Consider the following 26,671-nt stretch of genomic DNA (forward strand, 5'->3'; position numbering starts at 1 on the left):
GCGGCCCGTCGTCCGCAGCGGTAACCTATGGACGCCTGTATGGCGTGCCCGGTCCAGACCTCCTCCGATGCGGTGGGAACCGGGCGCGGTCCGTGACATCCCCCGGTCGCCCGGACACGCTCCCCCGTTTCCGGCACACCCGGCGCGGGGTGGACCGCGCGTGTCGACCGGTGCGCACAGGCGAGACACGAACACGCCTGTCCGGCCACCTCGCTGACCGGACGAGAAAACAACCCTTGGAGGTGGCGGTGGCGTCAAGGGCGCTGGCCGTCTGGGAGCACCGGAAGGTCGTCGGCCTCCTGGTCCGGCGCGACCTGAAGGTCAAGTACCAGCAGTCCGTACTGGGTTACGCGTGGACGATGTTGGAGCCCCTGGCTCTGACGATGGTCTACTACTTCGTCTTCGGGGTCATCCTCAGCGCTGATCGCGGCATGCCCCCGGAGGCTCAGGCCTACGGCGGCTTCGTGCTCTTCCTCGTGGCCGGGATCCTGCCGTGGACCACCTTCGGCGCGATCCTCAACGAGGCGCCGCGGGCGATGCTCACGCATTCCAAGCTGATCACCACGATGAAGGTGCCCCGGGAGATCTTCCCGATGGCCACGGTGGGCACGAAGTTCGTCGAGTACATCCTCACCTGGCCGGTGCTGCTGGTCTTCGTCTTCGCGCTGGGCGGCCACTTCACCCTCATGGGCCTGCTGGTCTGGCTGCCGCTCGCGGTGGTGCTGACGTTCGCGTTCGGGCTCGGCGTGACCCTGTTCCTGTCGGCGGTCAACGTGCTGCTGCGCGACGTGGAGCGCCTCGTGCGGATCCTCAGCCGCCTGCTGTTCTACGGATCGGCGATCCTGTTCCCGGCCTCCATGGTCCTCAGCTCCGGCATCCCCGAGTGGCTGAAGACCCTCTACCAGCTCAACCCGCTGATGGGCATCTTCCAGATGCACCGCGCGGTGTGGTTCCCTGAGTTCGCGGAACTAACCCCGAGCACCCTCGCGTTGACCTCTTCGGTGGTCGGTTCGATCCTGATGCTCATCATCGGATACTGGACGTTCCGCCGCCTGGAGATGTCCGTCCTGAAGGAGTTGTGATGGCGCAGACCGACTACGGCGCCGGGCTGACCAGTGGGCCGGTCATCGAGGCCAAGGGACTCGGCGTCAAGTTCGCCGTGAACCGCCGCCGCAAGCGCAGCTTGCGCGAGATGTTCATCCACGGCACCAAGCGCGACCCCAACGCCGAGGGCGACGAGTTCTGGCCGCTGCGGGACGTGGCGTTCGAGATCAACCGGGGCGAGTGCGTCGGCATCGTCGGCAAGAACGGCACGGGCAAGTCCACGCTGCTCAAGCTCATCGCCGGGGTCCTGATGCCCGACGAGGGCGAGGTGCACGTCCACGGCAAGGTCGCGCCGCTCCTGGAGCTGCGGGCCGGGTTCAACGACAACCTGACCGGCCGCGAGAACGTGTACCTGGTCGGGTCCCTGCACGGGATGACCGAGAAGCAGATCGACGAGCGCTTCGACGAGATCGTCGACTTCGCCGAGATCAAGTCGAAGTTCATCGACACCCCGGTGCGGCACTACTCCAGCGGCATGAAGGTGCGCCTCGGGTTCGCGCTGATCTCGCAGCTGGAGCACCCGATCATGCTGGTCGACGAGGTCCTCGCGGTCGGCGACAAGGCCTTCAAGCGCAAGTGCTACGAGGCCATCGACCGGATGCTGGCCAACCAGCGGACGATGGTGCTCGTCTCGCACAGCGAGAGGGACCTGCGCCGGTTCTGCAACCGCGGCCTGTACGTCAAGGGCGGCGGGCTCGCCCTGGACACCGACATCGACGCCGCCCTGGCCGCGTACGAGGAGGACACCAAGGCCGAGATCGCCGAGCGCAAGAAGCGCGACGCCGCGAAGAAGAAGCGCGCGGAGGAGGCCGAGAAGCAGATCGACGACCGGGAGTCCGGCGAGGACGGGGCCGACGGCGGCAGGACCGCCTGAGCGCGGGTCCGCCCCGCCGACAGGCCCGTCCCGGAAGGCCGTGGTGCGCATCGCCGGTGTGTTCCGGCGGTGCGCACGTTCCTTTCCGGGGCCCGGCCTTTCCGGGGCCCGGACGAAAGGCCTCTGCGGGGCCGGACCCCGGCTTAGCGGACACAAGGTGCGTGTCAGTGTTTGATTGACTACGCACCGTAGGCGACGGTGTCACTCACCAAGTGTGGGAGGGCACCCATGGTCTACGGCACGCTGGCGCGGTCGGCCGCGCGGATGTTGGAACGCAGACACGTCACCCGGGCCGGGGTGACCAGGATCGGCGTCGTCGGGGCGGTCGGCGCCGCGGTCTGGTTCTCCCGGGCCGACACGGTCGGCGGCCTGGCCGGGTCGGCCTTCCTGGCGGCGGTCCTGTTCTGCGACGCCGTCCGCGCGCGCATGCGGGCCGACCGCGGGGACGCCCTCACCCTGTGGCTGGCGGCGATGCTGTCGCAGCTGCGGGAGTGCGTGGTCTACCTGGGCCTGGCCGCCGGCGCCGTCCTGGCGGGCCTCGGGGGCGCGTGGGGCTGGGCGGCGGGCGCGCTCGTCGCACTGGCCCTGCGGGACTCGCTCCTGGCGGCCCACGAGGCCCCGGTCGCGGCCTCTCCGGGGCGGAACGTGAAACCCGCCCCGCTGTCCTCCCAGGGGCGCGCTGGCGGCCTCCTGGGTGGATTCGCGCCCTGCTGTCCCACCCGTCCCCCGCGCGACAGCGACCCCGGGCTGACGAGCCGGCTGCTCGGCGCCGCGGCCCCGGGGCCCCGTTCGCCCGGACCCCGTTCGCCCGGGGCCCGCGGCCGGGTCCCGGGGGCGGGCCCCGACGGCGCGGCCGCCGCGGGGGTCCGGCTCGACGGGGTCCCGCCCCGGCCGCGTGAGGCCGAACCCGCCGGGTACCGCACGGCCGGGGCCGGCCCCCGCCGCGCCCCCGGCGCGGGGGAGGGCGCGGGCCGCGGAGCGCCGGACGCCCGGACCGGGGCCCTCCGGCCGGACCCGGCGCCGACCGCCCCGGCCCGGCGGCTCACCGCCTTCTCCCAGCCGACGCGCTTCCTGGTGATCGCGGTGACCGCCACGGTCTGGGACGCGCGGGTCGCCTTCGTCACCCTCATCGTGGGCTGCGCGATCGCCGTCACCGGGGAACTCGTCGACCCCACCGCGCGCGGGGTGCGCCGGTGAGCCGGGTCGGGGCGGGCGCGACCGGGGCGCACACCGGGGGAGGGCGTGTCCCCACCGCTCCGGACCTGCGATTTCTCCGTGATGACGGTCACATGTCGTACCTGCTGGGCCGGATCGCGCCGGGTGCCGTACCTCCCCTGCTGCCCGCGCTCGCCGGGGCGCTGGTCGTCGGAACACTCCTCGTGGCAGACCGAGGACACTTGGCAGGCATTACCCTGTTCGCACCGGTCGCTGCCCTGCTACTGTCCGGACTGACCTCCGGCCACCCCCACGACGGACGGTCCGACTGGCTCGTACCACCCGTCCTCCGTGCCACCGAGTACACCTTTCTGGCGGTGCTGGGACTGGCGTCCGGCGTACCAGGTCCCCTGGTGTTCGTACTCTTGGTGGCAGTCGTCTGCCACCATCGCGACGACGTGGCACGCCCCATGGCCGGCACGGCCAGACCGGCGTGGGTGCGCGGCGCGGCACTCGGGTGGGACGGCCGCATGCTCGCCGTCGCCGCCGGGGGCGCGCTCCACGCGCTCACCCCCGCCTACGGCATACTCGCCGGATACCTGGCGGTGCTGCTCGTGCGGGAGTCCGTGCGCACCTGGAGTGCGACACCGGTGACCGACGTGCTCACCAGGACCACCGCTCCCCCCGGCGGTGGCGACACGGGCCCTGGAGATCCCCGGATCTCCCGACCCGGCAGCGGAGACGGAGACGGGGGCCAACCGGCCGCCGGAACGAACGGGGAGGCGTGACAGCCTCCCCGACACAAGGAGGAACACGCCCTCATGCTCGGAATGGTTCTCGCCGCAGGCGCGGGGCGCCGGCTGCGTCCTTACACCGACACCCTGCCCAAGGCCCTGGTGCCAGTCGACGGCGAGACGACCATCATGGACATCTCGCTGCGCAACCTGGCGGCGGCCGGGCTCACCGACGTCGTCGTCGTGGTCGGCTACCGCGCGGAGGCCGTCGAGGCGCGCAAGGAGGCCCTGGAGGAGCGCCACGGCGTCAAGCTCACCCTCAGCTACAACGACAAGGCCGAGGAGTGGAACAACGCCTACTCCCTGTGGACCGCGCGCGAGTTCTTCTCCGAGGGCGTCCTCCTGGTCAACGGCGACACCGTCCACCCGGTGAGCGTCGAGGAAACGCTACTCGCCGCCCGGGGACCTGAGCTCCTCCTCGCGGTGGACAACGTGAAAAGCCTCGCCGACGAGGAGATGAAGGTGACCCTCGACGAGGACGGCCACCTCAGGAACATCACCAAGCTCATGGACCCGGCCACCGCCGCCGGCGAGTACATCGGCGCCACCCTCATCGAGGGGTCCCTGGCCCCCCGCCTCGCCGACGCCCTCAAGGCCACCTGGGAGCGCGACCCGCAGCTCTACTACGAGGACGGCTACCAGGAGCTGGTCGACCGGGGCGAGAAGGTCGCCGTGGCGCCCATCGGCGAGGTGGACTGGGTCGAGGTCGACAACCACGACGACCTCGCCAAGGCCAGGGAGATCGCGTGCCGCTACTAGCCCGAATGCTCCCCTCCCCGCTGGCGATCGACGTGCGGCGGGGGGCGGTCTCCTCCCTCGGGACGCTGCTCGCCGACCGGCGGATCGCCACCGAGGGCCGCATCGCCGTGGCCGTCGGCCCGGGGCAGGGCGCGCAGATCGCCGCCGACCTGGACCTGCCCAACTGCGAGGTCTTCCACGTCGAGGAGGGCACCGTCGACGCCGCCAACGAGCTGGGCAAGAAGCTCCGCTCCGGCGCGTACGAGGCGGTCGCGGGCATCGGCGGCGGCAAGACCATCGACGTCACCAAGTTCGCCGCGACCATGGCGGGCATCCCCATGGTGGCCGTGGCCACCAACCTCGCCCACGACGGCATCGCCTCCCCCGTCAGCTCCCTGGAGCACGAGGGCGGCAAGCCGTCCATCGGCGTCACCATGCCCATCGCCGTCGTCATCGACGTCGACTACGTCCGCGCGGCCCCCCCGCACCTGGTGCGCTCGGGCATCGGCGACGTGGTCAGCAACATCTCGGCCATCGAGGACTGGGAGCTGGCCGGCCGCGTCAACGGCGAACCCGTGGACGGCATGGCCGTCACCTTCGCCCGGGTCGCGGCCGAGGCGGTCCTGCACCGCCCCGACTCGGTGGAGTCCGACGCGTTCCTCACCGTGCTCGCCGAGGGCCTCGTGCTCTCCGGGATGGCCATGTCGGTCGCCGGGTCCAGCAGGCCCGCCAGCGGCGCGTGCCACGAGATCCTGCACGCGGTCACCCAGCTCCACCCGGGTGTCAGCAACCACGGCGAGCTCGCCGGACTGGGCGCGCTCTACGCGTCCTTCCTGCGGGTGCGGCACCTGGGCTGGTCGGAGTCGCGGATGAACGAGATCCGCGACTGCCTGATCCGCCACGAACTGCCCGTCGTCCCCTCGGACGTCGGCCTCGACGAGGCGGCGTTCGCGCGGGCGGTGGCCCATGCGCCGGACACCCGGCCGGGTCGGTTCACCATCCTGGAACACCTGAACCTCTCCGAGGACGAGATCGGACGGAGCGTCAAGGACTATGTCGAAGCCGTCGGTCGCTGAGGTCCGAGCAGGGGGCCAGCCCGCCGGCATCAAGGAGCGGACCAACGAGGAGCACTGGGCCGGCCGCCTCTACATGCGGGACATCTCCCCGTACCTGACGACGTTCTTCGTCCGGCTGCGCGTCCCGCCCAACCCCATCACCTACCTGATGATGGCGTTCGGGGTCCTGTCCGGGGTGGTCGTCGCGTTCGGCGGACTGTGGTCGGCCGTCCTCGCGGCGGTGTTCATCCAGGTCTACCTCCTGCTGGACTGCTCCGACGGCGAGGTGGCCAGGTACACCGGGCGCACCAGCGTCGCGGGGATCTACCTGGACCGGATCGGGCACTACGTGTCCGAGATCGCGCTCCTCATCGGCCTGGGCATCCGCGCCCAGGGCGAGTGGGAGGCGGGCGGCTGGGTGATCCTGGGCATGGCCGCGGCGATCGGCGTCGCCCTGATCAAGGCCGAGACCGACAACGTCGTGGTGGCCCGAGCCAAGGCCGGGCTGCCCGAGAAGGTCTCGGACGAGGCGATGCGGCCGCGCTCCTCCGGGCTGGGCCTGGCGCGCCGCCTGGCCTCCGCCCTCAAGGTCCACCGGCTCATCCAGGCGGTGGAGCTGTCCCTGATCATCGTGGCGGCCGCCGTGGTGGACGCCTTCCTCGGCGACCTGGCCGCCACCCGCTTCCTGGTGGCGGCGTGCGCGTTCGTGGCCGTGGTGATGAGCTTCGCCCACTTCGTGAGCGTCCTCGCCTCCCGGCGCCTGGAGTGAACCGCCGGCCGCCGCGCCGGTGAGCCGCCCCTCCCACGGGGCCGCGGTCGGGTACCCCGTCCACGGCCCCGTACACCTCCCTTTTATTCTTTCGTTAGTCTGTTTCTGCGAATGTTGGCGGGTGTCCACCTGCCAGCAGCATGTCGTCCACTGAACGGTCGCAAACATGGCCACACCCGTGATCCCACCCGCGTCTGACACCGCGACGTCCGCGGCTGAGGTCTCCCGAGCGCCAAGAGCCGAACGGAGCCGCGCCCAGGTGTCCGGTAGCAGCAAGCCCACACTTTCCTGCGTCCTGCTGACGATGGGCACCCGCCCCGCCGAGCTGCGCCGCGCGATCACCAGCGTGTTCGAGCAGGAGGACGCGGACGTCGAGGTCGTGGTGGTCAGCAACGGGGCTCAGCTGCCGGAGATGCCCGAGGGTGTGACCACGGTGCTCCTCCCGGAGAACGTCGGCATCCCCGAGGGGCGCAACCACGGGGTCAAGGCCACCGACGGCGACATCATCCTCTTCCTGGACGACGACGGCTGGTACCGCTCGACCGACCTGGCCCGCCACGTGCGGGAGCGGTTCGCCGCCGACACGTCGCTGGGCGCGCTGTCCTTCCGGATCGCCGACCCCGACGGCGGCCCCGACCAGCGCCGCCACGTGCCGCGCCTGCGCGTGGGGGACTCCCGGGAGTCGAGCGTGGTCACCACGTTCCTCGGCGGGGCCTGCGCCATCCGCCGCACGGCCTTCGAGGCCGGCGGTGGGCTGCCCGGCGACTTCTTCTACGCCCACGAGGAGACCGACCTCGCCTGGCGCATCATGGACGCCGGTTACACGATCGAGTACGACGCCGACGCGGTCATGTACCACCCCGCGGTGGCGCCGACGCGGCACGAGAACTTCTACCGGCTCAACGCCCGCAACCGGGTGTGGCTGGCCCGCCGCAACCTCCCGTGGCCCCTCGCCTTCGCCTACCTCGGCACCTGGGTGGGGCTGACGGTGCTGCGCGAGCGCGACCGCGCCGCGCTGCGCTCGTGGTTCGCCGGGTTCCGCGAGGGCTGGCGCGAGGACGCCGGCCCGCGCACCCCGATCCGCTGGTCGACCGCGTGGCGGATGACCCGGGCCGGGCGCCCGCCGGTCATCTGACCCCGGACGGCGACCGGCCGCCCCGCCGTGCGGAGGGCGGTCGCGACGGGCCGGGCCGGACACGGCCGAGGGGCCGGACACCGTTCGCGGGTGTCCGGCCCCTCGGCCGTGGTGCGGGTCAGACCTCGGTGAAGGCCTCCTCGAAGTCCAGGCGGGGGAGGCGGTCGAACCAGGCGTCCGGGCCGGGGTTGCCGATGTTCATGACGACCAGCGGCCGGAGCGGGGAGTCCTCGCCGAAGAACTCCCGGCGGACCCCCTCGGCGTCGAAGCCGGTCATGGGGCCGGCGGCCAGGCCCGCGGCGCGGACCCCGACGATCAGGTACGCGATCTGGAGGAGGGTGTTCTGGGCGGCCATGGTCTCGCGGGCCTCGACGGGCATCCCGGCGAAGTTGTCGCGGGCGTCCGGGGCCACGGGGAACGTCTTCGGGAAGTGCTCGTGGAAGTCGCTGTCCGCGGACAGGATCAGCGTGAGCGGGGCCGTCGAGGTCTTCGGCGCGTTGTTGCCCGCCATGTGCGGGACGAGGCGCTCGCGGGCCTCCGGCGAGCGCACGACGGTGACCCGCAGCGGCTGGTTGTTCATGGCGGTCGGCCCGTACTTGACGAGGTCGTGGATCGCGCGCACCTGCTCGTCGGTCACCGGCTCGTCGGTGAAGGAGTTGGCGGTGCGGGCGTCGCGGAACAGGAGGTCCTGCGCGGCCTTGTCGAGAACCAGCGTCTCACTCATGTGTCATACCTCGGTCGTGCTCGTGATCAGGGAGAATGCCGAAAAAGCGCTCCGGCACGAGCAACAACCTAGTTGACTAGGAAGATATTTCTCAGGGCTGGTAGGTGTGGCTTCCTTCACGGACCCCTGTGCCCTGCGCCCCCCTCGGGAGGGGGACGACGGGGACCGGGCCGGCCGCCTCGTCCACCCATGCCTCCAGGCGCTTCACGAACACCCTGGCCTGGACCGGCCAGTGGTAGGACGCCTGCGCGATCTCGTGCCCCGTCCGGGCCAGCCGCTCGCGCAGCTCCCCGTCGCGCTTCAGCCGCAGTACCGCCTCCGCGGCGGCCGGCACGTCCCCGAACGGGACGACCAGACCGGCGGGGCCCTCCGGGCGCCCCGTCACCAGGCCCTCCGCCATCGGGTTCGCCGTCGTCACGACGGGCAGGCCGTGCGCCATGTACTCCACGACCTTGGTCGGCATCGAGTGCCGGTAGTTCGGGGTGTCGTGCAGCAGGCTGACCCCGGCCAGGGCGCCCGCGCACATGCGCAGCGCCCGGTCGTTGGGCACGAACCCGTACCAGTCCAGGGCATCCTCCTGCTGGGCCTCGCGGAGCATCGGCCGCACGCCGACGTCGGCCCCGCCGATGACCTCCAGCCGCACCCCGTGGGGACGGAGCGTCCGGCCGAGCTCGACCAGCTCGCGTGCGCCCCGTGCCATCGAGACGTGCCCGAGGTAGACCACCCGGTCGTCCCCGGGGGCGCGGAGGGGGATCTCCGGCACCTCGGTGGTGTTGGGCACCACAGGGTGGTCGCACCGGAAGCGGGAGCGGTACCCCTCCTCCGCCAGCAGCAGCCGCATGCGGCGCTCCGCACGCCGCTCGAAGGCCCGGACCACGCCGCCCAGGGGCCGCCGCAGCGGCTTGGGCACCCACGGCTTCGTGAGCAGGGCGGCGGCCGTGTCCTCGTGCACGTCCCACACCGTCACCGGCCGCTTCGCCGGCAGGGCCAGCAGCAGCTCGGGGTCGTGGAAGAGGAGGAGGTCGGCGTGGGGCGCGTGCTCGGCGAGCACCGCGCGGGCGGCGCGCAGCGAGGTCAGCCGTTCGCGGCCCGAGGCGCGCGGCACGTCCACCGAGCGCACCTCGGCCCACGGGGTCACGCCGCACTCCCGGAACGGGGCCACATAGGTCACCGTGTGTCCCGCGTCCAACAGGGCGCGGATCTGCCTGTGCAGGATCCGAGCGTCCTCCGGGTGGTGCACAACCGTGGCCACAAGCGCGTGCATCGAGTTCACCTACCTGTGTCACCGAATGGGGCCATCTACGAAGATGATCCGCTTTGTGATGGCGATACGTGCTGTTCGACACGGTATTCACCAGCGGAAACGGGTCGAGGAAAGCGCGGTGGCCAGGCGGGGTGAATCGGGTGAACCTTCCAGGAGCGCCGGGTGAACACGACAAGGCACGCCGATGGACACCGTGGGTGTCCGCGTCGGCGTGCCGGTCAGGGGCCCGCACGGGCCGGGAGCGGTTCGGGGCGCCCCGGCCCGTGCCTCAGTTCACAGGACCTGGATCCCCTCGCGCCTCGGACGGCGTCGCGCCTGGGCGGGCACGGCCGCGGTCCCGGCCTCGGGGTCGGGACGGCGCAGGACGCCGCGGGTGTCCAGGAGCAGTCGCGCGTACTCCTCCAGCCGCTTGGGCCGGTACTCGGCGTGGTCGGTGAGCAGGATCGTCAGGTCGGCCTCGGCGATGGCCTGGTCCAGGTCGGTGGACCGGGGCACGTCCACCCCGTCCACCTGCCACGACTCGACGTGCGGGTCGTGGTAGGAGAGGGTGGCGCCCTTGGCGGCCAGCTTGCGCGCCACCGGCCGGGCCGGCGACTCGCGCTGGTCGGCGATGTCGGCCTTGTAGGTGACGCCGAGCAGCAGCACCTTGGACCGCGACAGCGCCATCCCCGACTCGTTGAGGAGCTCCTGGGCCCGCTGGATGACGTAGGACGGCATCCGGCTGTTGATCTCCTGGGCCAGCTCGACGAAGCGGAACGGGTAGCCGAGGGTCTTGACCTTGTACGACAGGTAGTTCGGGTCGATCGGGATGCAGTGCCCGCCGACGCCCGGACCCGGGTAGAAGGCCTGGAAGCCGAACGGCTTGGTGGCCGCCGCCGCGATGGAGTCCCACAGGTCGACGCCCAGCTCCTGGCAGAAGATGGCCATCTCGTTCACCAGGGCGATGTTGACGTGCCGGTAGGTGTTCTCCAGCAGCTTGGCCATCTCGGCCTCGCGGGTCCCGCGGGTGCGCACCACCGTGTCCACGAAGTTGCCGTAGAAGACGGCGGCGGCCTCGCCGCACTCCTCCGTGAGCCCGCCGACGACCTTGGGCGTGTTGGCCACGCCGAAGGTCGCGTTGCCCGGGTCGATGCGCTCGGGCGAGAACGCCAGGTGGAAGTCGGCCCCGGCGACCAGCCCGGACTCCTCCAGCAGCGGCCGCACCACCTCGTCGGTGGTGCCCGGGTAGGTGGTGGACTCCAGGATGACCAGGGTCCCCGGCTGGAGGTGCGCCGCGATCGACCGGGCCGCGGAGGTGACCGCGCCCAGGTCGGGGCCGCCCTCGGGCGACAGGGGCGTGGGAACGCAGATGACGATGGTGCGCGCCGCCGCAAGGCAGGCCGGGTCCGTGGTCGCGGTGAACCCGCGCTCCAGCATGCGGTCGACGTCTTCCGACGAGAGGTCGTCGACGTGGGAGACCGCGCTGTTGAGGCCGTCGACGACTCGGTCGCTCACGTCGAGGCCGGTGACCTTCAGCCCCGCGGACACGGCCTCGGCCGCCAGGGGCAGGCCGACGTAACCGAGTCCGAGGACGACGAGGTCGCTGACCGCCGCGGCGGGCTGCTCGGGGACAAGGGCTGGGTTGGAGGCTGCGGCATCCACTTCGTGGTCACACTCGCATTCATTTCGTGAACGGGCGCAAGTTTCGAGGACCGCCATTACTCAGTGCCCGGGGCGTCCGAGTGTAGGTAGGTGTTGCCTCTGCTCACGGGTTCTGGCCTGGTTCGGACAGTTTCTGAATAAGAACCCGATACGCCTGGTTGTAGCGGTATGCGGCCTCGGCCCACGTGCGGTCGGCACCGACGAGGCTGCGACCTGCGAGGCCGTAGGCGGCTCGCTTTTCATGACTGTAGGCGAGATTTGTCAGGACATCAGCTAGACGTGCCGATTCGCCCGCGGGAATTAACTCTCCAGTCACTCCCGGTTCCACAATCTCTCGCAACGCCGGAAGATCGCTTGCCACAACGGGAAGCCCGCCCGCCATGGCCTCCACGGGTTTCAGGGGCGTCACCACACGGCACACCCGGTCGTCCCGGCGCGGCACGGCGAACACGTCCAGCGCGGCGTGGTGCGACCGCACCTCCGAGGCGGCCACCCGGCCGGGGAAGTGGGCGGCCCCCTCCAGTCCCAGCGACGCCGCACGGGCGCGCAGGGCGGGGAGCTCCGGCCCGTCCCCGACGATCAGCGCGTGGGCCGGCTCCCCGCGCTCGCGCATCAGCGCCACGGCGTCCAGCAGCACGTCCAGGCCCTCGTAGCCGAAGCAGCTCGTGGTGGTCCCCACCACGAAGTCCGCCCCGCCGATCCCCAGGCCGGCCCGCACTCCGTCGCCCGGGGGCAGGGGCTCCAGGAACGACGCGTCCACCGCGTTGGGCACCACCAGGAGGCGCTCCCGGGCCACCCCGCGCGCCTCGATGTCCGCCCGCATCGCCTCGCCCAGGGTCACCACCAGGTCGGCGGCCAGCATGCACTCCGTCTCGGCGGCGCGCTCGGCCCGGTAGAAGGCGTCGTCCACGCTCCTGGAGGGGTCGCGGGACAGCCACGACTCCTCCAGGAACCCCCGCACCTCGTACACCACCGGCAGGTCGAACCTGCGGCCCAGCTCCAGGGCCAGGCGGGCGTTGTGGTGGTTGCTCGCCGCGTGCAGCACGTCCGGGCGCACGGCCTCCACCAGCTCCGACGCCATCCGCACCCCCACCGCCAGCTCCCCGGCCGCGTCGGCGGGGGCCGTCCACGGGATCAGCCGGTGGTAGGTCACACCGTCCACCCGCACCAGCGTGCGCGGGTCCCGGACCCCCTTGGTGAGCGGGTACCCCGCCCGGGTGACCACGTGCACGTCCATCCCGGCCTCGCGCTGGGCCACCGCGATCCGGTGGGTGCGCTGGGTGTACCCGGCGTTGGTGTGCGGCAGGGCGTTCGTCACCAGGTGCAGCACCCGGAGCCCGTCGCCGGGGGCCGACGCGCCTTCCGCCGGACGCCGGCGTTCACCGGCCGGGACCCCCGGTTCACCCGTTCGCACCTCCGGTCGCCGAGCGTTCACCGTGTCGTCGGGCCGCGTTCGGGCACCGCGGGTTAACGTGATTCCGTGATGGTCAGCCGACGGGGACGGAGACGCGGGAACAGCGCGTCCCGTCGCCAGCGCCGTCCGGTGCTCAGCGGCCTCGCGGGCCGCACCCCGGGGGAGGCGTTCGACCAGTTCACGGGCGGTATCGGCATCACCCGCAGCCAGGCAGGCCGCCACCAGGCGGCCCACCCGGCGGGGCGAGGCCCCGTCCGCGGCGTCGAGCACCGCCTCGCGGGCCTCCGCGCGCCGGCCCTGGTCCCACAGGGCGTAGGCGCGGGCCCGGCCGCCCAGGCGGGCGGCCAGGGAGCGTGCGGCCCGGCGCGGCGCACCGGGCGCCAGCCGCAGCGCGAGCAGCGGCAGGCGCGCCGGATCGGAGCGCAGGTGTCGCCAGGCCAACGACACGGTGAACGTCACCGCCCGCGGCCAGCGGGTGCGCGGACGGGGAACCTGGGTTTCGGGAGTCTGGGTGTCATGCACGGTCAGTCACATAACCATGCGGACGTGACCACGTGGTGACACCACGGCGACACGGACGGGACGGCTCGGGCAAGGAACACCGCCCGACCCGGCGCGCCGCGCCCCTCGGCAACGATAAGAACACCCCAACAGAAGGAAACGTGAGAGTCGTGGCAACGAGCGCCCCCCTTGGGAGCCAGGACACCGGGATCGTGCACGTCGTCGGCGCGCGCCCCAACTTCGTCAAGGCCGCGCCCGTCGTCTCCGCCCTTCGCGGGCGCGGAGCCCACCAGTCGGTCGTCCACACCGGACAGCACTACGACGACCGCATGTCGGCCGTGTTCTTCCGCGACCTCGGCCTGCCCACCCCCGACGTCGACCTGGGCGTCGGCTCCGGGTCGCACGCGGCGCAGACCGCCGCGCTCATGGTGGGCCTGGAGGAGGAGTTCAGCAGGCGCGAGCCCGGCATGGTGGTCGTGTACGGCGACGTCAACTCCACCGTGGCCGCCGCCCTGGTGGCCGCCAAGCTGCACATCCCGGTCGCGCACGTGGAGGCGGGCCTGCGCTCCTTCGACAACACGATGCCCGAGGAGATCAACCGCAGGGTCACCGACCAGCTCAGCGACCTGTGCTTCGCCACGAGCCCCGAGGCCATCGGGCACCTCGCCGCCGAGGGGATCTCGCCGGACCGGGTCCACCTGGTCGGCAACCCGATGATCGACACCCTCCTGGGCAACCTCGACCGCTTCGACGCCGACGCCCTGCGCGCCCGCCTCGGCCTGCCGGAGCGCTACGTCGCCGCGACCCTGCACCGGCCCGCGAACGTCGACGACCCCGACAACGTGGCCCGCCTCACCGCCCGCCTCCACGAGATCGCCGACCTCGCCGACGTGGTCATGCCCGTGCACCCGCGCGGCAAGGCCGCCTTCGACCGCGCCGGGCTCGGCGACCACCCGCGGGTGCGCCTCCTCGAACCCCTCGGCTACCTCGACTTCGTCGCCCTCACCCGCGGAGCCGCCGCAGTGGTCACCGACTCCGGCGGCGTGCAGGAGGAGACCACGATCCTCGGGGTCCCCTGCCTCACCCTGCGGCCCAACACCGAACGGCCGGTCACCATCACCCACGGCACCAACCAGCTCGTCACGGAGGCCGACCTCCTCCCCACCGTCACCAAGGTCCTGCACGGGCAGACCCCCGAGCGGATCGGCGACGACACCCCGCCCCTGTGGGACGGCCGGGCGGGGGAGCGCATCGCGTCCGTCCTCACCCAGTGGTCCAGGTGACGCCGATGCCGCACGCACGACGGCCCGGCCCGGTCCCCCCGCCGAGGGAGGGCCGGCAGCGCTCCGCCCCGATCCCGTCCCCGCGTCCCCGCCGCGACGGCCGCCGCGTCGTCCCGGTACCCGCGCAGCGGTCCCGGTGATCCCCCATGGCACACTCCCACCCGTCCTCCCCCGTCCCGTCCAGACGTCCCGCCCGGCCCTCGACGCGCCTCTCCATGGGCATCCGCACCCGGCCGGGGACACGCCGGGAGCAGCACCCGGCTCAGTCGGACACGACACACCCGACGGACGCGGTGGTTTCGCCGATCCGACCAGAACGCAAGGTGGCAGACCGTGAAACGGCGTGAACAGAGCCAGACCGAACAGCTCAAACAGGCCCTCGCCGAGCGCGACGCCCAGCTCCAGGAGGCGCGCACCCGGCTCGCCGCAGTGGAGGACTCCACCTCACTCCAGGTGGGGCGTGCGCTCACGGCCGCCGCCAAGCGGCCCGGCCGATCCCTCGTCAGACTTCCGCGAGACCTCTACCGGCTCTGGCGGCGCAGCGGCACCACCCAGCACGTCCAGCGCCGCCGCCCCGGCGCCGAGCCGGTCCGCTCCTTCGACGCCGACCGCCAGGAGGCCAGGCTCCTGAGCGGGATGGCCGGGAACAGCGAGGACCTGCTGGTCGTCGCCACCGTGGTCGGATCCGCCATCCAGGACGCCGTGTCCCCCTACCTGCACTCCGTGCCGCTGCGCCCCCACGACGCCCAGATCGTCATGGACGGGGTGGACGTCGACCTGGTCCTGGTCTCGGCGTCGGCCGCGGCCGCCGGATCGCCGTGGGCGCACGTCGGGGACCCGGCGGCCGCCGACCGCACCCGCGCCCTGCACTGGGTCCTGGAGTCCGCCGCCGCGCGCGGCATCCCCACGGTGCTCCTCGAGGACGCCCCGGCCCCGCCCGCCCTGCGCGAACTCGGCTTCGACCGGGTCCACCGCGGGGACGCCGGGGTCCCGCTGCACCTGTTCAACCCGGTCGCCGCCGACCTGACCCCCGGCCCGAAGGCCGTGTTCGTCCGGGAGACGCCCGACGCCCCCGTCCCCGAGGTGCTCACCGAGCTCGAAGCCGGGGTCGTGGACGCCGACTCGCCCGGCCTCGCCGACGCCCTGCGCGCCGCCAACGTCGCCGTCGTCCCGGCCTTCCCGGCCGACGACACCCGGCTCCGCCGCCGCGCCTGGGCATGCGGGGCCGGCGTCATCACCCACTCCCCGGTCCCGCACGCGGCCAACCCGCACGGGGAGGCCCTCGCGGTCTCCGTGCCGCGCATGCGCGCGGAGCGGGTCACCCCCTCCGCGATGCGCCTCCGGCTCCGCAAGGTCTTCCTCCAGGAGGCCACCCCGGTCCGCCTCGCCGAGATCCTGGGAGACCTGGACTTCCCGCCCGGCACACCCGGCTCGGAGCTCCCGCTCCGGGGCCGCTCCGTCGCCGTCCTCGCCGACCCCGCGGGGGAGGCCGAGGCCGACCTGCTCGCCTCCGACCTGACGGGGGCCGTCCTGCGGCCCACCGAGGTCGTCGTGCCCCACTCGGCGTCGCGCCTCCCCGGGATCCAGCGCCTGCGGGCCGAGGGCATCACCGTGCGCACCGTCCGCTTCAGCGCCCCGGACACGCCCGAGGAGCTCACCCGGAACACGCCCGGCGCCCCCGTCCCGCGCGTCGGAGGGCTCGGCCCGGACCGCTGGGCGGCCCTCGCCGAACGCGCCACCGCTCCCTGGGCCCACCTGTGGAACGGACCTCTCAGCCCCACCCGGCTCGCCGACCTGGTGTGCGCCGTGGAGTGCTCCGACGCCGACGCCGTCGGCGCCAGCGCGGGGGACGGCCACGGGCCCGGAAGCCCGCTCGACGGGGCCGGGGACCTCGGCTTCTTCGACCGCCCGGACACGGGGGCGCCGCAGTACGTCTTCGTCAGCGAGGTCGTCCCGGAACTCGCCCGCACCCGCCTCCTGCGGCGCGGCTGGAACCCGGACGAGTGGAACCGGCGCGGCACGAGGCTCCTGGCCCTGGGCCCGGACAACGGCCCCGCCGGCCCCGACGCCGACGACGAGGACGCCGTGTACAACTCCACGGACGCCTCCACCGGTGCCGTCGGTTGAACCCCGACCCCACCGACAGCGCCGTCAGCCCCGCACGGGCCACCAGAAAGCATCCGAAGGGAAGAACGTGAGCACACCTCCTCCGCGCGCACTCTTGTACGGGGACGTGGACCTCAACATCATCGACGGCTCCGCTGTCTGGGCGCAGTCGATGGCGCAGGCCCTGGCCGCCGCCGGATGCGAGGTCACCCTGCTGCTGAAGGCACCCGTGCGCACCGACCGGCTGACCGAGCCCCTCACCAGGGTCCCCGGTGTCCGCCTGCTGCGTCCCTACGAGGACAAGCTGCTGCCGGACCTGGGCCCGCGCGGGCTCACACCGGAACAGGCCGTCACCCTGCTCACCCGGCAGCACGAGCGCAAGCCGTTCGACCTGGTGGTGGTGCGCGGCCGCCGCCTGGCCGGGCTCGCGGCGCAGGAGGAGGCGCTGGCGGGCAGGCTGTGGACCTACCTGACGGACTTCCCCCACAGCGTGGGCGAGCTGTCGGCGACCGCCACCGCCGAACTCACCCAGATCGCGGTGGCGTCCCGCTTCCTGCTCTGCCAGACGGAGGAGCTGCGGGCCTTCCTGGAGTCGTCGGTGTCGGCGGCCTGCGGCCGCTCGGTGCTGTTCCCGCCCGTGGTGGTGGTCCCCGAGGACGTGCGCGCCGACGGCGCCGTCCACGCCCGCGCACGCCTCGCCTACACCGGCAAGTTCGCGCCCGCGTGGAACACCCTGGAGATGACCGCGCTCCCCGCCGAACTGGCCGCGCGGGGCGTGGACGCCGAACTGGTGATGATCGGCGACAAGATCCACGCCGAGCCCGCGGACTGGGCCAAGCGCATGCGCAAGGCGCTGGAGGGCACCCCCGGAGTGGACTGGCGCGGCGGCATGCCGCGCGCGGAGGCGCTCCGCCAGGCCGCCGAGTGCGGGTTCGGGATCTCCTGGCGGGACCCCTCCATGGACGCCAGCCTGGAGCTGTCCACGAAGGTGCTGGAGCTGGGCGCGCTCGGCCTGCCGGTGGTGCTCAACCGCACCCCCATGCACGAGGCGATGCTCGGCGCCGACTACCCGCTGTTCGCGGGGGCCGGCGTCGAGTCCGTCGCCGAGGTGGTCGCCCGCGCCCACCACGACCGGGCCCTCTACGCCGACGCCGCCGCGCGCTGTCGCGCCGCCGCCGCCGACCACACGCTCGAACGGGCGGCCGAACGCCTGCGCGGCTACCTCACCGAGGCCCTGCCGCCGGCTCCGGCCGGGGTCGACACCGAACGGCCGCTCAAGGTGGTCGTCGCCGGCCACGACATGAAGTTCTTCACCCGTCTCGCCGAGTACCTGGACTCCCTGCCCGGGCTGGACGTGCGCATCGACGAGTGGGAGGGGCTGAACAGCCACGACCAGTACCGGTCCCGCGAGCTGGCGGCCTGGGCGGACGTGGTGATCTGCGAGTGGTGCGGGCCCAACGCCCTGTTCTACTCCAAGTGGAAGCGCCCCGACCAGCGACTGGTGGTGCGCCTGCACCGGTTCGAGCTGTACGCGGAGTGGCCGCGCAAGCTCGACATCGACAAGGTCGACGCCGTGGTGTGCGTGAGCCCCCACTACGCCGACCTCACCCGGGAGCTGACCGGCTGGCCCGCCGACAAGGTCGTCGTGGTGCCCAACTGGGTGGACGACGAGCAGCTGGACCGGCCCAAGCTCTCCGGCGCCGAGTACTCGCTGGGCATGGTCGGGATCGCGCCGTCGCGCAAGCGGCTGGACCGGGGCCTCGACGTGCTCGCGGAGCTGCGCCGCATGGACCCGCGGTACACGCTCTCGGTCAAGACCAAGCAGCCGTGGGACTACTGGTGGATCTGGAACCGGCCGGAGGAGCGCGCCTACTTCGAGCGGGTCTACCGGCGGATCCAGCGCGACGAGCGGCTCGCGGCCGGGGTGGTGTTCGACCCGTTCGGCCCGGACGTGGCGACCTGGCTGCGCCGGGTGGGGTTCATGCTCTCCACCAGCGACGACGAGTCGTTCCACCTGGCCCCCGCCGAGTGCGCCGCCTCGGGCGGCATCCCCGCGCTGCTGCCGTGGCCGGGCGCGGACACCATCTACGACCCGCACTGGATCCACGACGACGCCGTCGCCATGGCCGAGTCCATCCACGAGACGGTCAGCGGGGGCGGGTTCGCGGCCGAGGCCGAGCGGGCGCGCGCCGAGGTGACCGAGGCGTACGGGCTGGGCCGGGTGCGCTCGCTCTGGAGCGACCTGGTGGTGCGGGGCAAGGTGCCGGACACGGCGCAGGCGGCCGCGCCCGCGGACGCCTGAACCCGGGACGCGCACGGGGTCCGGTGCGCCCGGGACCGGTGGCGGCAGGCCGACCGGAACCGTGGCCGGTGGGACGTGGGGGACTCCGACCCCGTTGGTCCTGTACTCGTGGACGGTTTCGGCTCCCGGAGCCGCCATGAGCACGGGACCACGGGGGAGGGGAGGGGCCGCGCACCCTGCCGGCCACCGCCCTAGACCGGGCCGGTCATCTTCGACAGCCCGCCCGCACCCGCGGGCAGGAACAGCGCGAAGGTGGTCGGCCTCGTCTGTACCAGCTCGATCCGGGCCCCCTCGGACTCGGCTATGTGGCGGGCCAGGGCCAGCCCCAGGCCGGTGCCGCCGTCTCCGCTGACCTCGCGCTCGAAGATGCGCCCGGACAGGTGCTCGGGTACGCCCTCGCCCTCGTCGCTGACCTCGATGCGCACCGACTGCCCGGTGTCCAGGCGCCGGATGGTCACCGTCCCGGCGCCGTGCTTGTACGCGTTCTCCACCAGGGTGGCGATGATCTGCGTCAGGTCGGTGGGGACCGTCACCGCGGTCAGACCGGAGACTCCGGTGATGACCAGCTCGCGCCGCTCCTGCTGGAAGACCGGCTGCCACTCGGCCTGGAGGTGGTGGAGGACGGGGTCGAGCTCGACCGCCTCCACCTCGGGGTTCTGGCTCTTGCGCGCCCTGCCGAGGAGGCTCTCCACGGTCTCCACCAGGCGTTCGGTCTGGGCGAGGGCGGCCTCGCCCTCCTCGCGGACCACGTCCGGGTTGCCGGACTCCGCGATGATCTCCTCCAGCCGCATCGTCAGCGCCGTGAGCGGGGTGCGGAGCTGGTGCGAGGCGTCGGTGGCGAAGTGGCGCTCGGTGGCGATCAGCCCCGCGATGCGCTCGGCGCTGCGGTCCAGGACCTCCGCCACCCGGTCGGCCTCGGGGATGCCGTAGCGGTGCCCCCAGGGTGTGGTGACCCCCGAGCCGAGGCGTTCGGCGGTGGCGGCCAGGTCCGCCAGCGGCAGCGTGAGCCGCCGCGCCTGGAACATGGACAGCCCCACGGCGACGCCGATGGCCAGCAGTGACAGCGAGGCGATGCCCAGCCAGGCGCGCACGACGCTCTGCTGCACCGTCTCGGCGCTCGTCCACACCTCGACCAGCGTCCCCCTGCCGGTGGTCGCCGTGGCCTTCTGCAGACCGGGCGCGCCGGGGTTCTCCGGGTCGAGGGCGGGGTCCCCCGCCGTCGCCCCCGAGGGGGCGCCCGCCGGCGTGATCCGGATGAACCGGGCCGGGTGGTCGCGGTCGAACTCGTCGGGGTAGAGCTGCCCGTGGACCTCGAGCATGGTGTCGCTCTCGGCACCGATCAGCTCCGCCTCGCCCTGAAGCTGGCGGCTGCTCTCGTCGTGCACCAGTTTGTACGTGAGAGCCCCGAGGGGCAGCCCCAGCAGCATGACGGCGATGACGGTCACCACCAGGGTGGAGAAAACCATCCGCCTGCGCATGTCACCTCATGTCCGTCCGACCCCGACCGGGCCGACCGGCGCTGAGCGCGTCGGAAACCAAGGTCGTGTCAGTCCCGCTCGAACCGGAAGCCCACGCCCCGGACGGTGGTGATGTACGAGGGCTGGTTGGCGTCGTCGCCGAGTTTGCGGCGCAGCCAGGAGATGTGCATGTCGAGTGTCTTGGTGGAACCCCACCAGTTGGTGTCCCACACCTCGCGCATGATCTGCTCGCGGGTCACCACCTTGCCCGCGTCGCGCACGAGTACGCGCAGGAGGTCGAACTCCTTGGTGGTCAGCTGGAGTTCGCGTTCGCCCAGCCAGGCGCGGCGGGAGTCGTTGTCGATCCGCACGCCGTGCACGACGGGCACCTCCGCGCCGCCCCGGCGCAGCAGCGCGCGGACGCGGGCGAGGAGTTCGGCGAGCCGGAAGGGCTTGGTGACGTAGTCGTCGGCGCCCGCGTCGAGGCCGACGACGGTGTCCACCTCGTCGGCGCGGGCGGTCAGGATGAGGATCGGCGTTCCGTGGCCCTCGGCGCGGAGCCGACGTGCCACCTCTAGCCCGTCCATTTCGGGCAGCCCGAGATCCAGGACCATCAGGTCTATGTCTCCCGCACGGGCACGGTCGAGTGTCTCAATGCCGTTGACGGTCACGTCCACCGTGTAGCCCTCGCGACGGAGTGCGCGCGCGAGAGGCTCGGAGATCGAGACATCGTCTTCGGCCAGCAAAACGCAGGTCATGTTGTCGATCGTAGGTCCGGGGTCGCGCATTTCCCTATTATGCGCGCCGGATGCCCCAAGGTTGGCTGAAAATACTCTAATCCCATACCAGTCAAATGGTTCGATTTGCTCTCATGAGACTTTTCTTTGCACTTACTTGTTGAAAATGGGAGTCTTGGTCGTACATGCGCCCCGGGATCGGTCCTCGGGGCCGGGTGCACGCCCATGCCTCCCCCCTGAAGGTCACTCCGAATGGGAAAGTGGGAGGATTCATAACAAAAGGGGTAGTAAGGCGTCGTGAAGCGGGTGGGAAGCCCGTCGGCGCCCGCCCGCCCCGGCAGCCCCACCGACGAACCCGCCCGAGCCGGCGTCCCCCGACAGCGAGGAGTCTGTACGTGAACCCCCACAACGAACACGGGTCGGACGGCGGGCCCGGTACTCCGCCGCGCGGAACCGAGGGGCCGGAGGGGCCGCCGGGCGCGCCGGACCCGCAGGGCCGCCAGGAAGCCCCGGGGGCGCACGGTCCCCCGGGGGACCAGGGCACTCCGGAGGGTTCCGGGCTCCCCGGGGTCCCCGGGTCGGACCGCCGCGCCGCACCTCCCGGTGGGCCCGGCCCCGCCTGGGGCCCGCCCGGCCCCGGCCCCGGGTCCGGCCGCCAGGAGCCGCGGTTCCAGCCGCTGCCGCCGACGCCTCCGCTCCAGGGGCAGCCGGCCGGCGGCCCGCCCCTCCCGGGGGCGGGGCAGGGGCAAGGGCCCGGGGAGCACCATGCGCCCCCGCACGGACAGGTTCCGCCGGGGGCCCGGGAGGTCCAGGGGCCTCAGGGGCCTCAGGGGCCTCAAGGGCCTCAAGGGGTGCATGGGGTCCAGGGGACACAGGGGTTTCAGGGGTCGCAGGGCTTCCAGGGGCCCCAGGGGGCTGAAGGAGCCCATGGGCAGCAGGGCTTCCAGGGTTTCGCGGGGGGCCGAGGGGCCCAGGGGCCTGCGAGCGGCCAGGGCTTCCAGGGAGGTCAGGGGGCCCCGCAGGCCCCACCCTCCCTCCAAGGGCCGCAGGGGCCGCAGGGGCCGTTCGGTCCGCCTCCCGCCCAGCCGTCCCGGCCCGGTCGCTACGGCACCGGTCTCCTGGCCGTCCTCTCCGTCATCGCGGTCCTGGCGGGCGCGTCCTTCCTCGGCGGCGGCATGGCCCTGGGCTGGAGGGTGACCGGGGGCGCGGCCGGGGCCGCCGCGGCCGCGCCCTCCGAGGAGCCCGGCGGGGAGGCGTCGGAGGAGGGGTCGCCGACGCCCGGGCCCTCCCCCTCGGAGGAGCCCCCGCCCACCGGCCGGCCCCTCCCCACGGACGAGCCGTCCGTCGAGGCGGAGGAGCTCATCACCGCGGAGGACCTGGTCGACGAATTGCGCCGCGACTTCCCCATCGACGCGCGGGTGGACGTCACCGACGACATCTGCACGGCGGAGAACGAGGAGGAGAACCTCTTCCAGTGCACCTCCGCCATGGACACCAACCTGATGCGGGCGATCGCCTTCGACGGCGCAGGGATCGCGCTGTTCGCCGCCATGGCCCTGGAGGAGAGCGAGGACAGCACCGCCGCCGACATCCAGGAGGCCTGCCACTTCGTGCTGATCTGGTTCGACGGCGACGCCATGGACCAGGGTGAGCGCGACGACATGGCCGAGGCGACCCGGGAGGCGGCGGGCTGCCCCTGACGGGAGCACCGGTCCGCCGGGCGGGACGCGTGGGCGTGCGGTCGGCGTCGGAGCGGCCCGGCCGGGGGCGAGGGGAATTCGTGTCGTTGAGCAACGATGTGAATACTCTGCGTGACAATGGTGGCGTTGGAGGGGGTTGGCCTGGATTCAGGTCCCCCCGCATCCATTCCACCAGGACCACCCGGCCCGGTGCCAGGTTCCACCGTCTCCTGCGGACGACGGTTCCGTGACGCCGCGGCGGTGCCGGTCCCGGAAGACGCGAGGAACGGCGATGGCACACAGAGGCATCCTGAGAACGGCGACGGCGGTACTGGCGCTCGCCCTCCCCACGGCACTGGCGGCGCCGGCCGCCGCCGCGTCGGCGGACCCGCCCCCGCAGGAGACCGCCGCCGCGCCCGCGGACCACGGCGCGTCCGACGTCCACGTGGTCCCGGGCTCCTACTCGGTCCGCCACTACTACTCCACCTGGCGGGAGGCCCGCACCTACCGGCAGCGGGACACCGGGCACCCCACGGGGACCGTGCTGCCGGCCGGGCGCCACTACTTCTTCTGCCAGACCGAGGGGCAGCCCCACTCCGACGGGGACGGCCGCTACTCCACGTGGTGGGTGCTCACCGACGACAGCGCCAACCGGGACGTCTTCGTCAGCGCGACGGCCCTCCGGCTCGCCGAGCCCTGGAAGCCGGTCGCCGGCCTCCCCGGCTGCTGACGCCCTCCGCGCGGCAGGGGCCCGCCCGGGGAACGCCCCGGACGGGCCCCTGCCGCGCGCCGGCCCCGGGGGACCGGCGCGCCTCCCGTCAGGACTCCGGTCCGGCGGACGCGGTGCCGGCGCCCGTGCGCCTGCGGCTCAGGTACAGCGCGGCACCGCCGGCGCAGACCGCGATCACGGCCGCGGCGACCAGGCCGAACAACGCGCTTCCGGTCGTCGGCAGCGCACCGTTCGCCCCGTCCGGCCGGCCCGGCTTGTCGTCGCCCGGCCCGCCCCCTCCCGGAGCGGTCGGCCCGGCGCTCGGCGGATCGGTCGGCTCCGCGGGGTCCGTGGGGCCGGCCGTCGGCCCGACCGGGGGCTCGGTGGGCGTGCCGCCGCCGTCCGGCACCGTGGCCTCCTCGCCCACGACGATGCGGCCGGAGCCGCCCTCGGGATACGCCTGCGCCGTGACCCGGCCCTCCAGGGTGTCGGTGAGCAGGCGTTCCAGGGCCACCTGGTAGGTCGCCCCGACGACGGTGAAGGGGGCGTCCCGGAACGGGTACATGTCCCCGCCCCTGGCGGAGAAGTCGTTGGTGACCACCGTGACCGGATCGCCGTCGACGACCTCGCCGTCCCGCACGAGGACGGTGCCGTCGTGCAGGATCACGTTGCGCACCCGCTCGCCCGGGGTCGTCACGGTGCCCGCGTCGTCCACCGCCTGCGCGGTGCGCGCCGGGTCGTACGCGAAGTTGACCCCGGCGACCTGCATGAACGCCCCGCTGGCCGCGGGGGCGGCGGCCACGCCCTGCTCCAGCAGCTCCTTGACCTGGGAACGCGGGAGGTCCGGGACCACGGCCACCTGGTTGGCGAACGGCGCGACGGAGTAGGTGTCCAGCGCGCTCAGCGGCCCCGCGGGGAGCACCGACGCGTTGCGGATACCGCCGCCGTTCTGGATGCCGATCTGCGGCTCGGGCACCCCGTACTCGCCGGCGTTGCGCCTCCCGGTGTCCAGCAGCCCGTCCGCGACCAGGTTGCCCAGGTTCGTCTCCCGGGTGCGCACACCCGGGTTCTGGACCCCGTCGAGGTCGACCTCGCTCAGGGCCACCTCGGTCTCGGCGAGCTGTGCGACGTGGTCGGCGACCGGCCCGGTCACCTCGGCCTCGACCCCGGGGTGGGGGGAGACGGCGTCGGCGCCCGCACCGGACACGCGCACCGGCCCGGAGCGCTCGGAGACCGACACCAGGTCGCCCCCGTCGAAGTTGACGACCAGGCGGCCCACGTACTTGTAGTTCGACCCGGCGGTCACGATCGGGACCGCCGTGCCGTCCGGGGCGGTGGCGACCAGCGGGTAGGCCAGCGGCTCACCCGTCTCCGGGTGGGCGGTGACCTCGTCCCCGGGCACCAGGACGTCGTCGGGGCCGGCCATCACCTCGTGGCCGCCCCCGGCCACGATGGCGTCGACGCCGGTCAGCTCCCGGGCCACACGTTCCTCGTAGGCGATGTTCTGCAGGTGGGAGATCATGATGATCTTGTCGACGCCCTCGCCGGTCAGCCGGTCGACCTCGGCCTGGACCGGGACGACGAGGTCCTCGACCACCACCCCGCGCGGGCTGGTGACGGTGGCCAGCGGGGGGTAGAGGGCGCCGACGATGCCGACCCGCTCCCCCGAGACCTCGACCACGGTGCTGGGGGCGATCCGGCCCGCCGCCTCCTGGGCCGCCAGGGCCGGCTCGGCCGAGACGTCCACGTTCGCGGCGACCACCGTCGTGTCCCCGGTGAGCTGGTCCACGAAGTCGGCGTACACGTCCGGGCCGAAGTCGAACTCGTGGTTGCCCATGGAGATCGCGTCGTAGCGGGCGTGGTTGGCGGCGATGGCGTCGTAGGAGGGCGCACCGTCCTCCTGGGAGGCGGCGAACTCGGGCCCGGGAAGGTACATGTCACCGGAGTTGACGGTGACGACACCGCGCTCGCGGGCCTCGTCGGCCCCGGCCTCCGCGCCGTCGCCCTCGGTCTCCCGGAGCCGGTCGAGCAGCGTGGTGAAGCGGGCCGCGCCGCCGAAGTCGTCCTGGCCGGAAGCGGAGAGCAGCTGGGACTCGGGGTCGTTGGCGTGGAGGATCGTCAGTGTGAAGTCGGGGGGACCGTCGGGGGCCGCGGGCCGGACCGCGGCCGAGGCCGACGGCAGCGGAACCGCGAAGGCGCCCACCAGCATCAGCGCCGCTGAGGCGCGCACGAGTCTGGACATGTCTGCGGGACTCCTTCGGGGGAGCGGCGGGGGATCCGCCTGCGGCGGGCGGGGGCCGGGGTGGACCGCCCTGGAGGGGTGAGAAGGATCGGGCACGTGCCGAGGGGTTACGATGTGCGGAATCTGCGGTGCGGACCGGGGATTTCGTCCCAGCCGTATCGCCTTGTACAGCTTCTCATGCCCCCCATCATCACCCCCGGTGACCGCCGTCGCCCCCGACGCGGGGGAGTGTCGGGGAATTCGCCGCCCGATCCCGCGCCCGGCGGGCCGGCCGCCCCTACCATGGGGGAGGCAAGTTCGCTCGACACCCTCGGAGGACGTCAGTGTTTCCCTCTGGCCAGGACCCGTACGACCCCAACGGGGCGCAGGGCGGAGGCGACGTCCCGCCGCAGCGGGGGCTCCCCGACTTCGGCGCCCGCTTCGACGCGCTCCGCCCCGACGCGCCGCTGCCGAGGAAGGTGGCGGTCGTGCGCACGCTGATGTACATCGGCGGCGCCTGCGGCCTCGGGCTGACGGCCCTGTTCCTGCTGGGGCTGAGCGTGCCCCAGGAGGTGATGGCCGACGCCCTGCGGCAGCAGGCGGACCTCGCCGCCGAGGAGGGGGTCGAGCTCGCGGTCAGCGTCGAGATGATGCGCTCCATGATGATCACCATGGCCGCCGTCACCGGTGTGTACGGACTGCTGTCCACGCTCCTGGCCGGCCGGATCCGGCAGCGCACCGTCGGCGTCTTCTGGGGCGTGGTGGCCTTCCAGACCGTCGCCGGGGGCCTCCTGCTGTGGAACCTCGTCCTCGGCGACCTGATCGCCGCCGTCCCGCTGGGCTTCGCGGTCACGATGATCGCCCACATGTTCTCCCGTGAGGGCCGCGCCCACTACGGGCTCCTCTAGGGCGTGTTCCGCGGACACTCGCCCTGCTGCGCGTCGCCCCGGCACGCCCCTCGCGGCGTTCTCATCTGTCGACAGGACCCCACCCCGACTCCTTCTTCGGC

21 protein-coding genes are annotated in these 26,671 nt (G+C 72.9%); 14 read left to right on the forward strand and 7 right to left on the reverse strand.

Features of this window, described 5'->3' with window-relative positions:
* The first annotated feature begins 236 nt into the window (after nt 1-236).
* The 8 genes from OUQ99_RS04765 to OUQ99_RS04800 all read left to right on the forward strand — a co-directional run bounded on the left by OUQ99_RS04765 (nt 237) and on the right by OUQ99_RS04800 (nt 7,624).
* Entirely contained in the window at nt 237-1,082 is an 846-nt protein-coding gene (locus OUQ99_RS04765) for an ABC transporter permease (RefSeq protein WP_267948211.1), read from the forward strand.
* Entirely contained in the window at nt 1,082-1,978 is an 897-nt protein-coding gene (locus OUQ99_RS04770; protein ID WP_267948212.1) for an ABC transporter ATP-binding protein, read from the forward strand. Before OUQ99_RS04765 ends, OUQ99_RS04770 begins: the two co-directional genes overlap by 1 nt.
* A 228-nt stretch (nt 1,979-2,206) precedes the next feature.
* A complete protein-coding gene (locus OUQ99_RS04775; RefSeq protein ID WP_267948213.1) occupies nt 2,207-3,175 on the forward strand; it encodes a hypothetical protein in 969 nt (322 codons plus the stop codon).
* Nucleotides 3,176-3,267: 92 nt separating this feature from the next.
* Nucleotides 3,268-3,921, forward strand: a complete 654-nt coding sequence (locus tag OUQ99_RS04780; RefSeq protein WP_378553934.1) for a DUF5941 domain-containing protein — start codon at nt 3,268-3,270, stop codon at nt 3,919-3,921.
* A gap of 33 nt (nt 3,922-3,954) precedes the next feature.
* Nucleotides 3,955-4,686 (forward strand): phosphocholine cytidylyltransferase family protein, encoded by a 732-nt coding sequence (locus OUQ99_RS04785; RefSeq protein ID WP_267948214.1) that lies wholly within the window; start codon nt 3,955-3,957, stop codon nt 4,684-4,686.
* A gap of 5 nt (nt 4,687-4,691) precedes the next feature.
* Entirely contained in the window at nt 4,692-5,741 is a 1,050-nt protein-coding gene (locus tag OUQ99_RS04790) for an iron-containing alcohol dehydrogenase family protein (protein WP_267948215.1), read from the forward strand.
* Nucleotides 5,719-6,489 (forward strand): CDP-alcohol phosphatidyltransferase family protein, encoded by a 771-nt coding sequence (locus tag OUQ99_RS04795; protein WP_267948216.1) that lies wholly within the window; start codon nt 5,719-5,721, stop codon nt 6,487-6,489. Before OUQ99_RS04790 ends, OUQ99_RS04795 begins: the two co-directional genes overlap by 23 nt.
* 304 nt (nt 6,490-6,793) lie before the next feature.
* Complete coding sequence (locus OUQ99_RS04800; RefSeq protein ID WP_267950254.1) at nt 6,794-7,624, forward strand: glycosyltransferase family 2 protein; 831 nt, start codon at nt 6,794-6,796, stop codon at nt 7,622-7,624.
* Between the two features lie 118 nt (nt 7,625-7,742).
* On the opposite strand, the gene OUQ99_RS04805 is transcribed toward OUQ99_RS04800, so the two are convergent.
* From OUQ99_RS04805 to OUQ99_RS04820, 4 genes are all read right to left on the reverse strand, one after another.
* Nucleotides 7,743-8,348 (reverse strand): malonic semialdehyde reductase, encoded by a 606-nt coding sequence (locus OUQ99_RS04805; protein ID WP_267948217.1) that lies wholly within the window; start codon nt 8,346-8,348, stop codon nt 7,743-7,745.
* Between the two features lie 91 nt (nt 8,349-8,439).
* Nucleotides 8,440-9,612: a glycosyltransferase family 4 protein gene (locus OUQ99_RS04810; RefSeq protein ID WP_267948218.1), complete on the reverse strand. Its 1,173-nt coding sequence runs from the start codon at nt 9,610-9,612 to the stop codon at nt 8,440-8,442.
* A 273-nt stretch (nt 9,613-9,885) separates the two neighbouring features.
* Entirely contained in the window at nt 9,886-11,253 is a 1,368-nt protein-coding gene (locus OUQ99_RS04815; protein ID WP_267948219.1) for a nucleotide sugar dehydrogenase, read from the reverse strand.
* Nucleotides 11,254-11,356: 103 nt separating this feature from the next.
* Nucleotides 11,357-13,108: a glycosyltransferase family 4 protein gene (locus tag OUQ99_RS04820; RefSeq protein WP_267948220.1), complete on the reverse strand. Its 1,752-nt coding sequence runs from the start codon at nt 13,106-13,108 to the stop codon at nt 11,357-11,359.
* A gap of 230 nt (nt 13,109-13,338) precedes the next feature.
* Between OUQ99_RS04820 and wecB the strand changes: the two genes are divergently transcribed.
* The 3 genes from wecB to OUQ99_RS04835 all read left to right on the forward strand — a co-directional run bounded on the left by wecB (nt 13,339) and on the right by OUQ99_RS04835 (nt 18,859).
* Nucleotides 13,339-14,451: a non-hydrolyzing UDP-N-acetylglucosamine 2-epimerase gene (gene wecB / locus OUQ99_RS04825; protein ID WP_267948221.1), complete on the forward strand. Its 1,113-nt coding sequence runs from the start codon at nt 13,339-13,341 to the stop codon at nt 14,449-14,451.
* Between the two features lie 333 nt (nt 14,452-14,784).
* On the forward strand, nt 14,785-16,578 hold the full coding sequence (locus OUQ99_RS04830) for a hypothetical protein (protein ID WP_267948222.1): 1,794 nt from the start codon (nt 14,785-14,787) through the stop codon (nt 16,576-16,578).
* A gap of 94 nt (nt 16,579-16,672) precedes the next feature.
* The gene (locus OUQ99_RS04835; RefSeq protein WP_378554033.1) at nt 16,673-18,859 is read left to right on the forward strand and encodes a glycosyltransferase; all 2,187 of its coding nucleotides are present in this window, start codon (nt 16,673-16,675) and stop codon (nt 18,857-18,859) included.
* A gap of 191 nt (nt 18,860-19,050) precedes the next feature.
* Here OUQ99_RS04835 and OUQ99_RS04840 read toward each other — a convergent pair whose 3' ends face one another.
* Nucleotides 19,051-20,337 carry a sensor histidine kinase gene (locus tag OUQ99_RS04840; RefSeq protein ID WP_267948224.1) on the reverse strand — a complete coding sequence of 429 codons (1,287 nt, stop codon included), beginning with the start codon at nt 20,335-20,337 and terminating at the stop codon, nt 19,051-19,053.
* 68 nt (nt 20,338-20,405) lie between these two features.
* Nucleotides 20,406-21,074, reverse strand: coding sequence for a response regulator transcription factor (locus OUQ99_RS04845; protein WP_017570862.1), 669 nt, complete (start codon nt 21,072-21,074; stop codon nt 20,406-20,408).
* An 830-nt stretch (nt 21,075-21,904) separates the two neighbouring features.
* Between OUQ99_RS04845 and OUQ99_RS04850 the strand changes: the two genes are divergently transcribed.
* Nucleotides 21,905-22,753, forward strand: a complete 849-nt coding sequence (locus OUQ99_RS04850) for a hypothetical protein (RefSeq protein WP_267948225.1) — start codon at nt 21,905-21,907, stop codon at nt 22,751-22,753.
* Between the two features lie 271 nt (nt 22,754-23,024).
* Nucleotides 23,025-23,462, forward strand: coding sequence for a hypothetical protein (locus OUQ99_RS04855; RefSeq protein ID WP_267948226.1), 438 nt, complete (start codon nt 23,025-23,027; stop codon nt 23,460-23,462).
* Between the two features lie 88 nt (nt 23,463-23,550).
* Here the strand turns inward: OUQ99_RS04855 and OUQ99_RS04860 are convergent, their stop codons facing one another.
* Nucleotides 23,551-25,683: a bifunctional metallophosphatase/5'-nucleotidase gene (locus tag OUQ99_RS04860; protein WP_267948227.1), complete on the reverse strand. Its 2,133-nt coding sequence runs from the start codon at nt 25,681-25,683 to the stop codon at nt 23,551-23,553.
* Nucleotides 25,684-26,006: 323 nt separating this feature from the next.
* Here OUQ99_RS04860 and OUQ99_RS04865 point away from each other — a divergent pair, with 323 nt between their 5' ends.
* Nucleotides 26,007-26,570, forward strand: coding sequence for a hypothetical protein (locus OUQ99_RS04865; protein ID WP_267948228.1), 564 nt, complete (start codon nt 26,007-26,009; stop codon nt 26,568-26,570).
* Nucleotides 26,571-26,671: the final 101 nt, after the last annotated feature.

The sequence above is a fragment of the Streptomonospora nanhaiensis genome (genome assembly GCF_026642255.1).
Taxonomy (GTDB): Bacteria; Actinomycetota; Actinomycetes; order Streptosporangiales; family Streptosporangiaceae; genus Nocardiopsis; species Nocardiopsis tropica.

Excerpts from the sequence above, each read along its gene's own strand:
- OUQ99_RS04795 (WP_267948216.1), top strand. The coding sequence starts at position 5,719 with ATGTCGAAGCCGTCGGTCGCTGAGGTCCGAGCAGGGGGCCAGCCCGCC.
- OUQ99_RS04840 (WP_267948224.1), bottom strand. The coding sequence starts at position 20,337 with ATGCGCAGGCGGATGGTTTTCTCCACCCTGGTGGTGACCGTCATCGCC.
- OUQ99_RS04810 (WP_267948218.1), bottom strand. The coding sequence starts at position 9,612 with ATGCACGCGCTTGTGGCCACGGTTGTGCACCACCCGGAGGACGCTCGG.
- OUQ99_RS04845 (WP_017570862.1), bottom strand. The coding sequence starts at position 21,074 with ATGACCTGCGTTTTGCTGGCCGAAGACGATGTCTCGATCTCCGAGCCT.
- OUQ99_RS04785 (WP_267948214.1), top strand. The coding sequence starts at position 3,955 with ATGCTCGGAATGGTTCTCGCCGCAGGCGCGGGGCGCCGGCTGCGTCCT.
- OUQ99_RS04770 (WP_267948212.1), top strand. The coding sequence starts at position 1,082 with ATGGCGCAGACCGACTACGGCGCCGGGCTGACCAGTGGGCCGGTCATC.
- OUQ99_RS04805 (WP_267948217.1), bottom strand. The coding sequence starts at position 8,348 with ATGAGTGAGACGCTGGTTCTCGACAAGGCCGCGCAGGACCTCCTGTTC.
- OUQ99_RS04775 (WP_267948213.1), top strand. The coding sequence starts at position 2,207 with ATGGTCTACGGCACGCTGGCGCGGTCGGCCGCGCGGATGTTGGAACGC.
- OUQ99_RS04780 (WP_378553934.1), top strand. The coding sequence starts at position 3,268 with ATGTCGTACCTGCTGGGCCGGATCGCGCCGGGTGCCGTACCTCCCCTG.
- OUQ99_RS04860 (WP_267948227.1), bottom strand. The coding sequence starts at position 25,683 with ATGTCCAGACTCGTGCGCGCCTCAGCGGCGCTGATGCTGGTGGGCGCC.
- OUQ99_RS04790 (WP_267948215.1), top strand. The coding sequence starts at position 4,692 with ATGCTCCCCTCCCCGCTGGCGATCGACGTGCGGCGGGGGGCGGTCTCC.
- OUQ99_RS04855 (WP_267948226.1), top strand. The coding sequence starts at position 23,025 with ATGGCACACAGAGGCATCCTGAGAACGGCGACGGCGGTACTGGCGCTC.
- OUQ99_RS04800 (WP_267950254.1), top strand. The coding sequence starts at position 6,794 with ATGGGCACCCGCCCCGCCGAGCTGCGCCGCGCGATCACCAGCGTGTTC.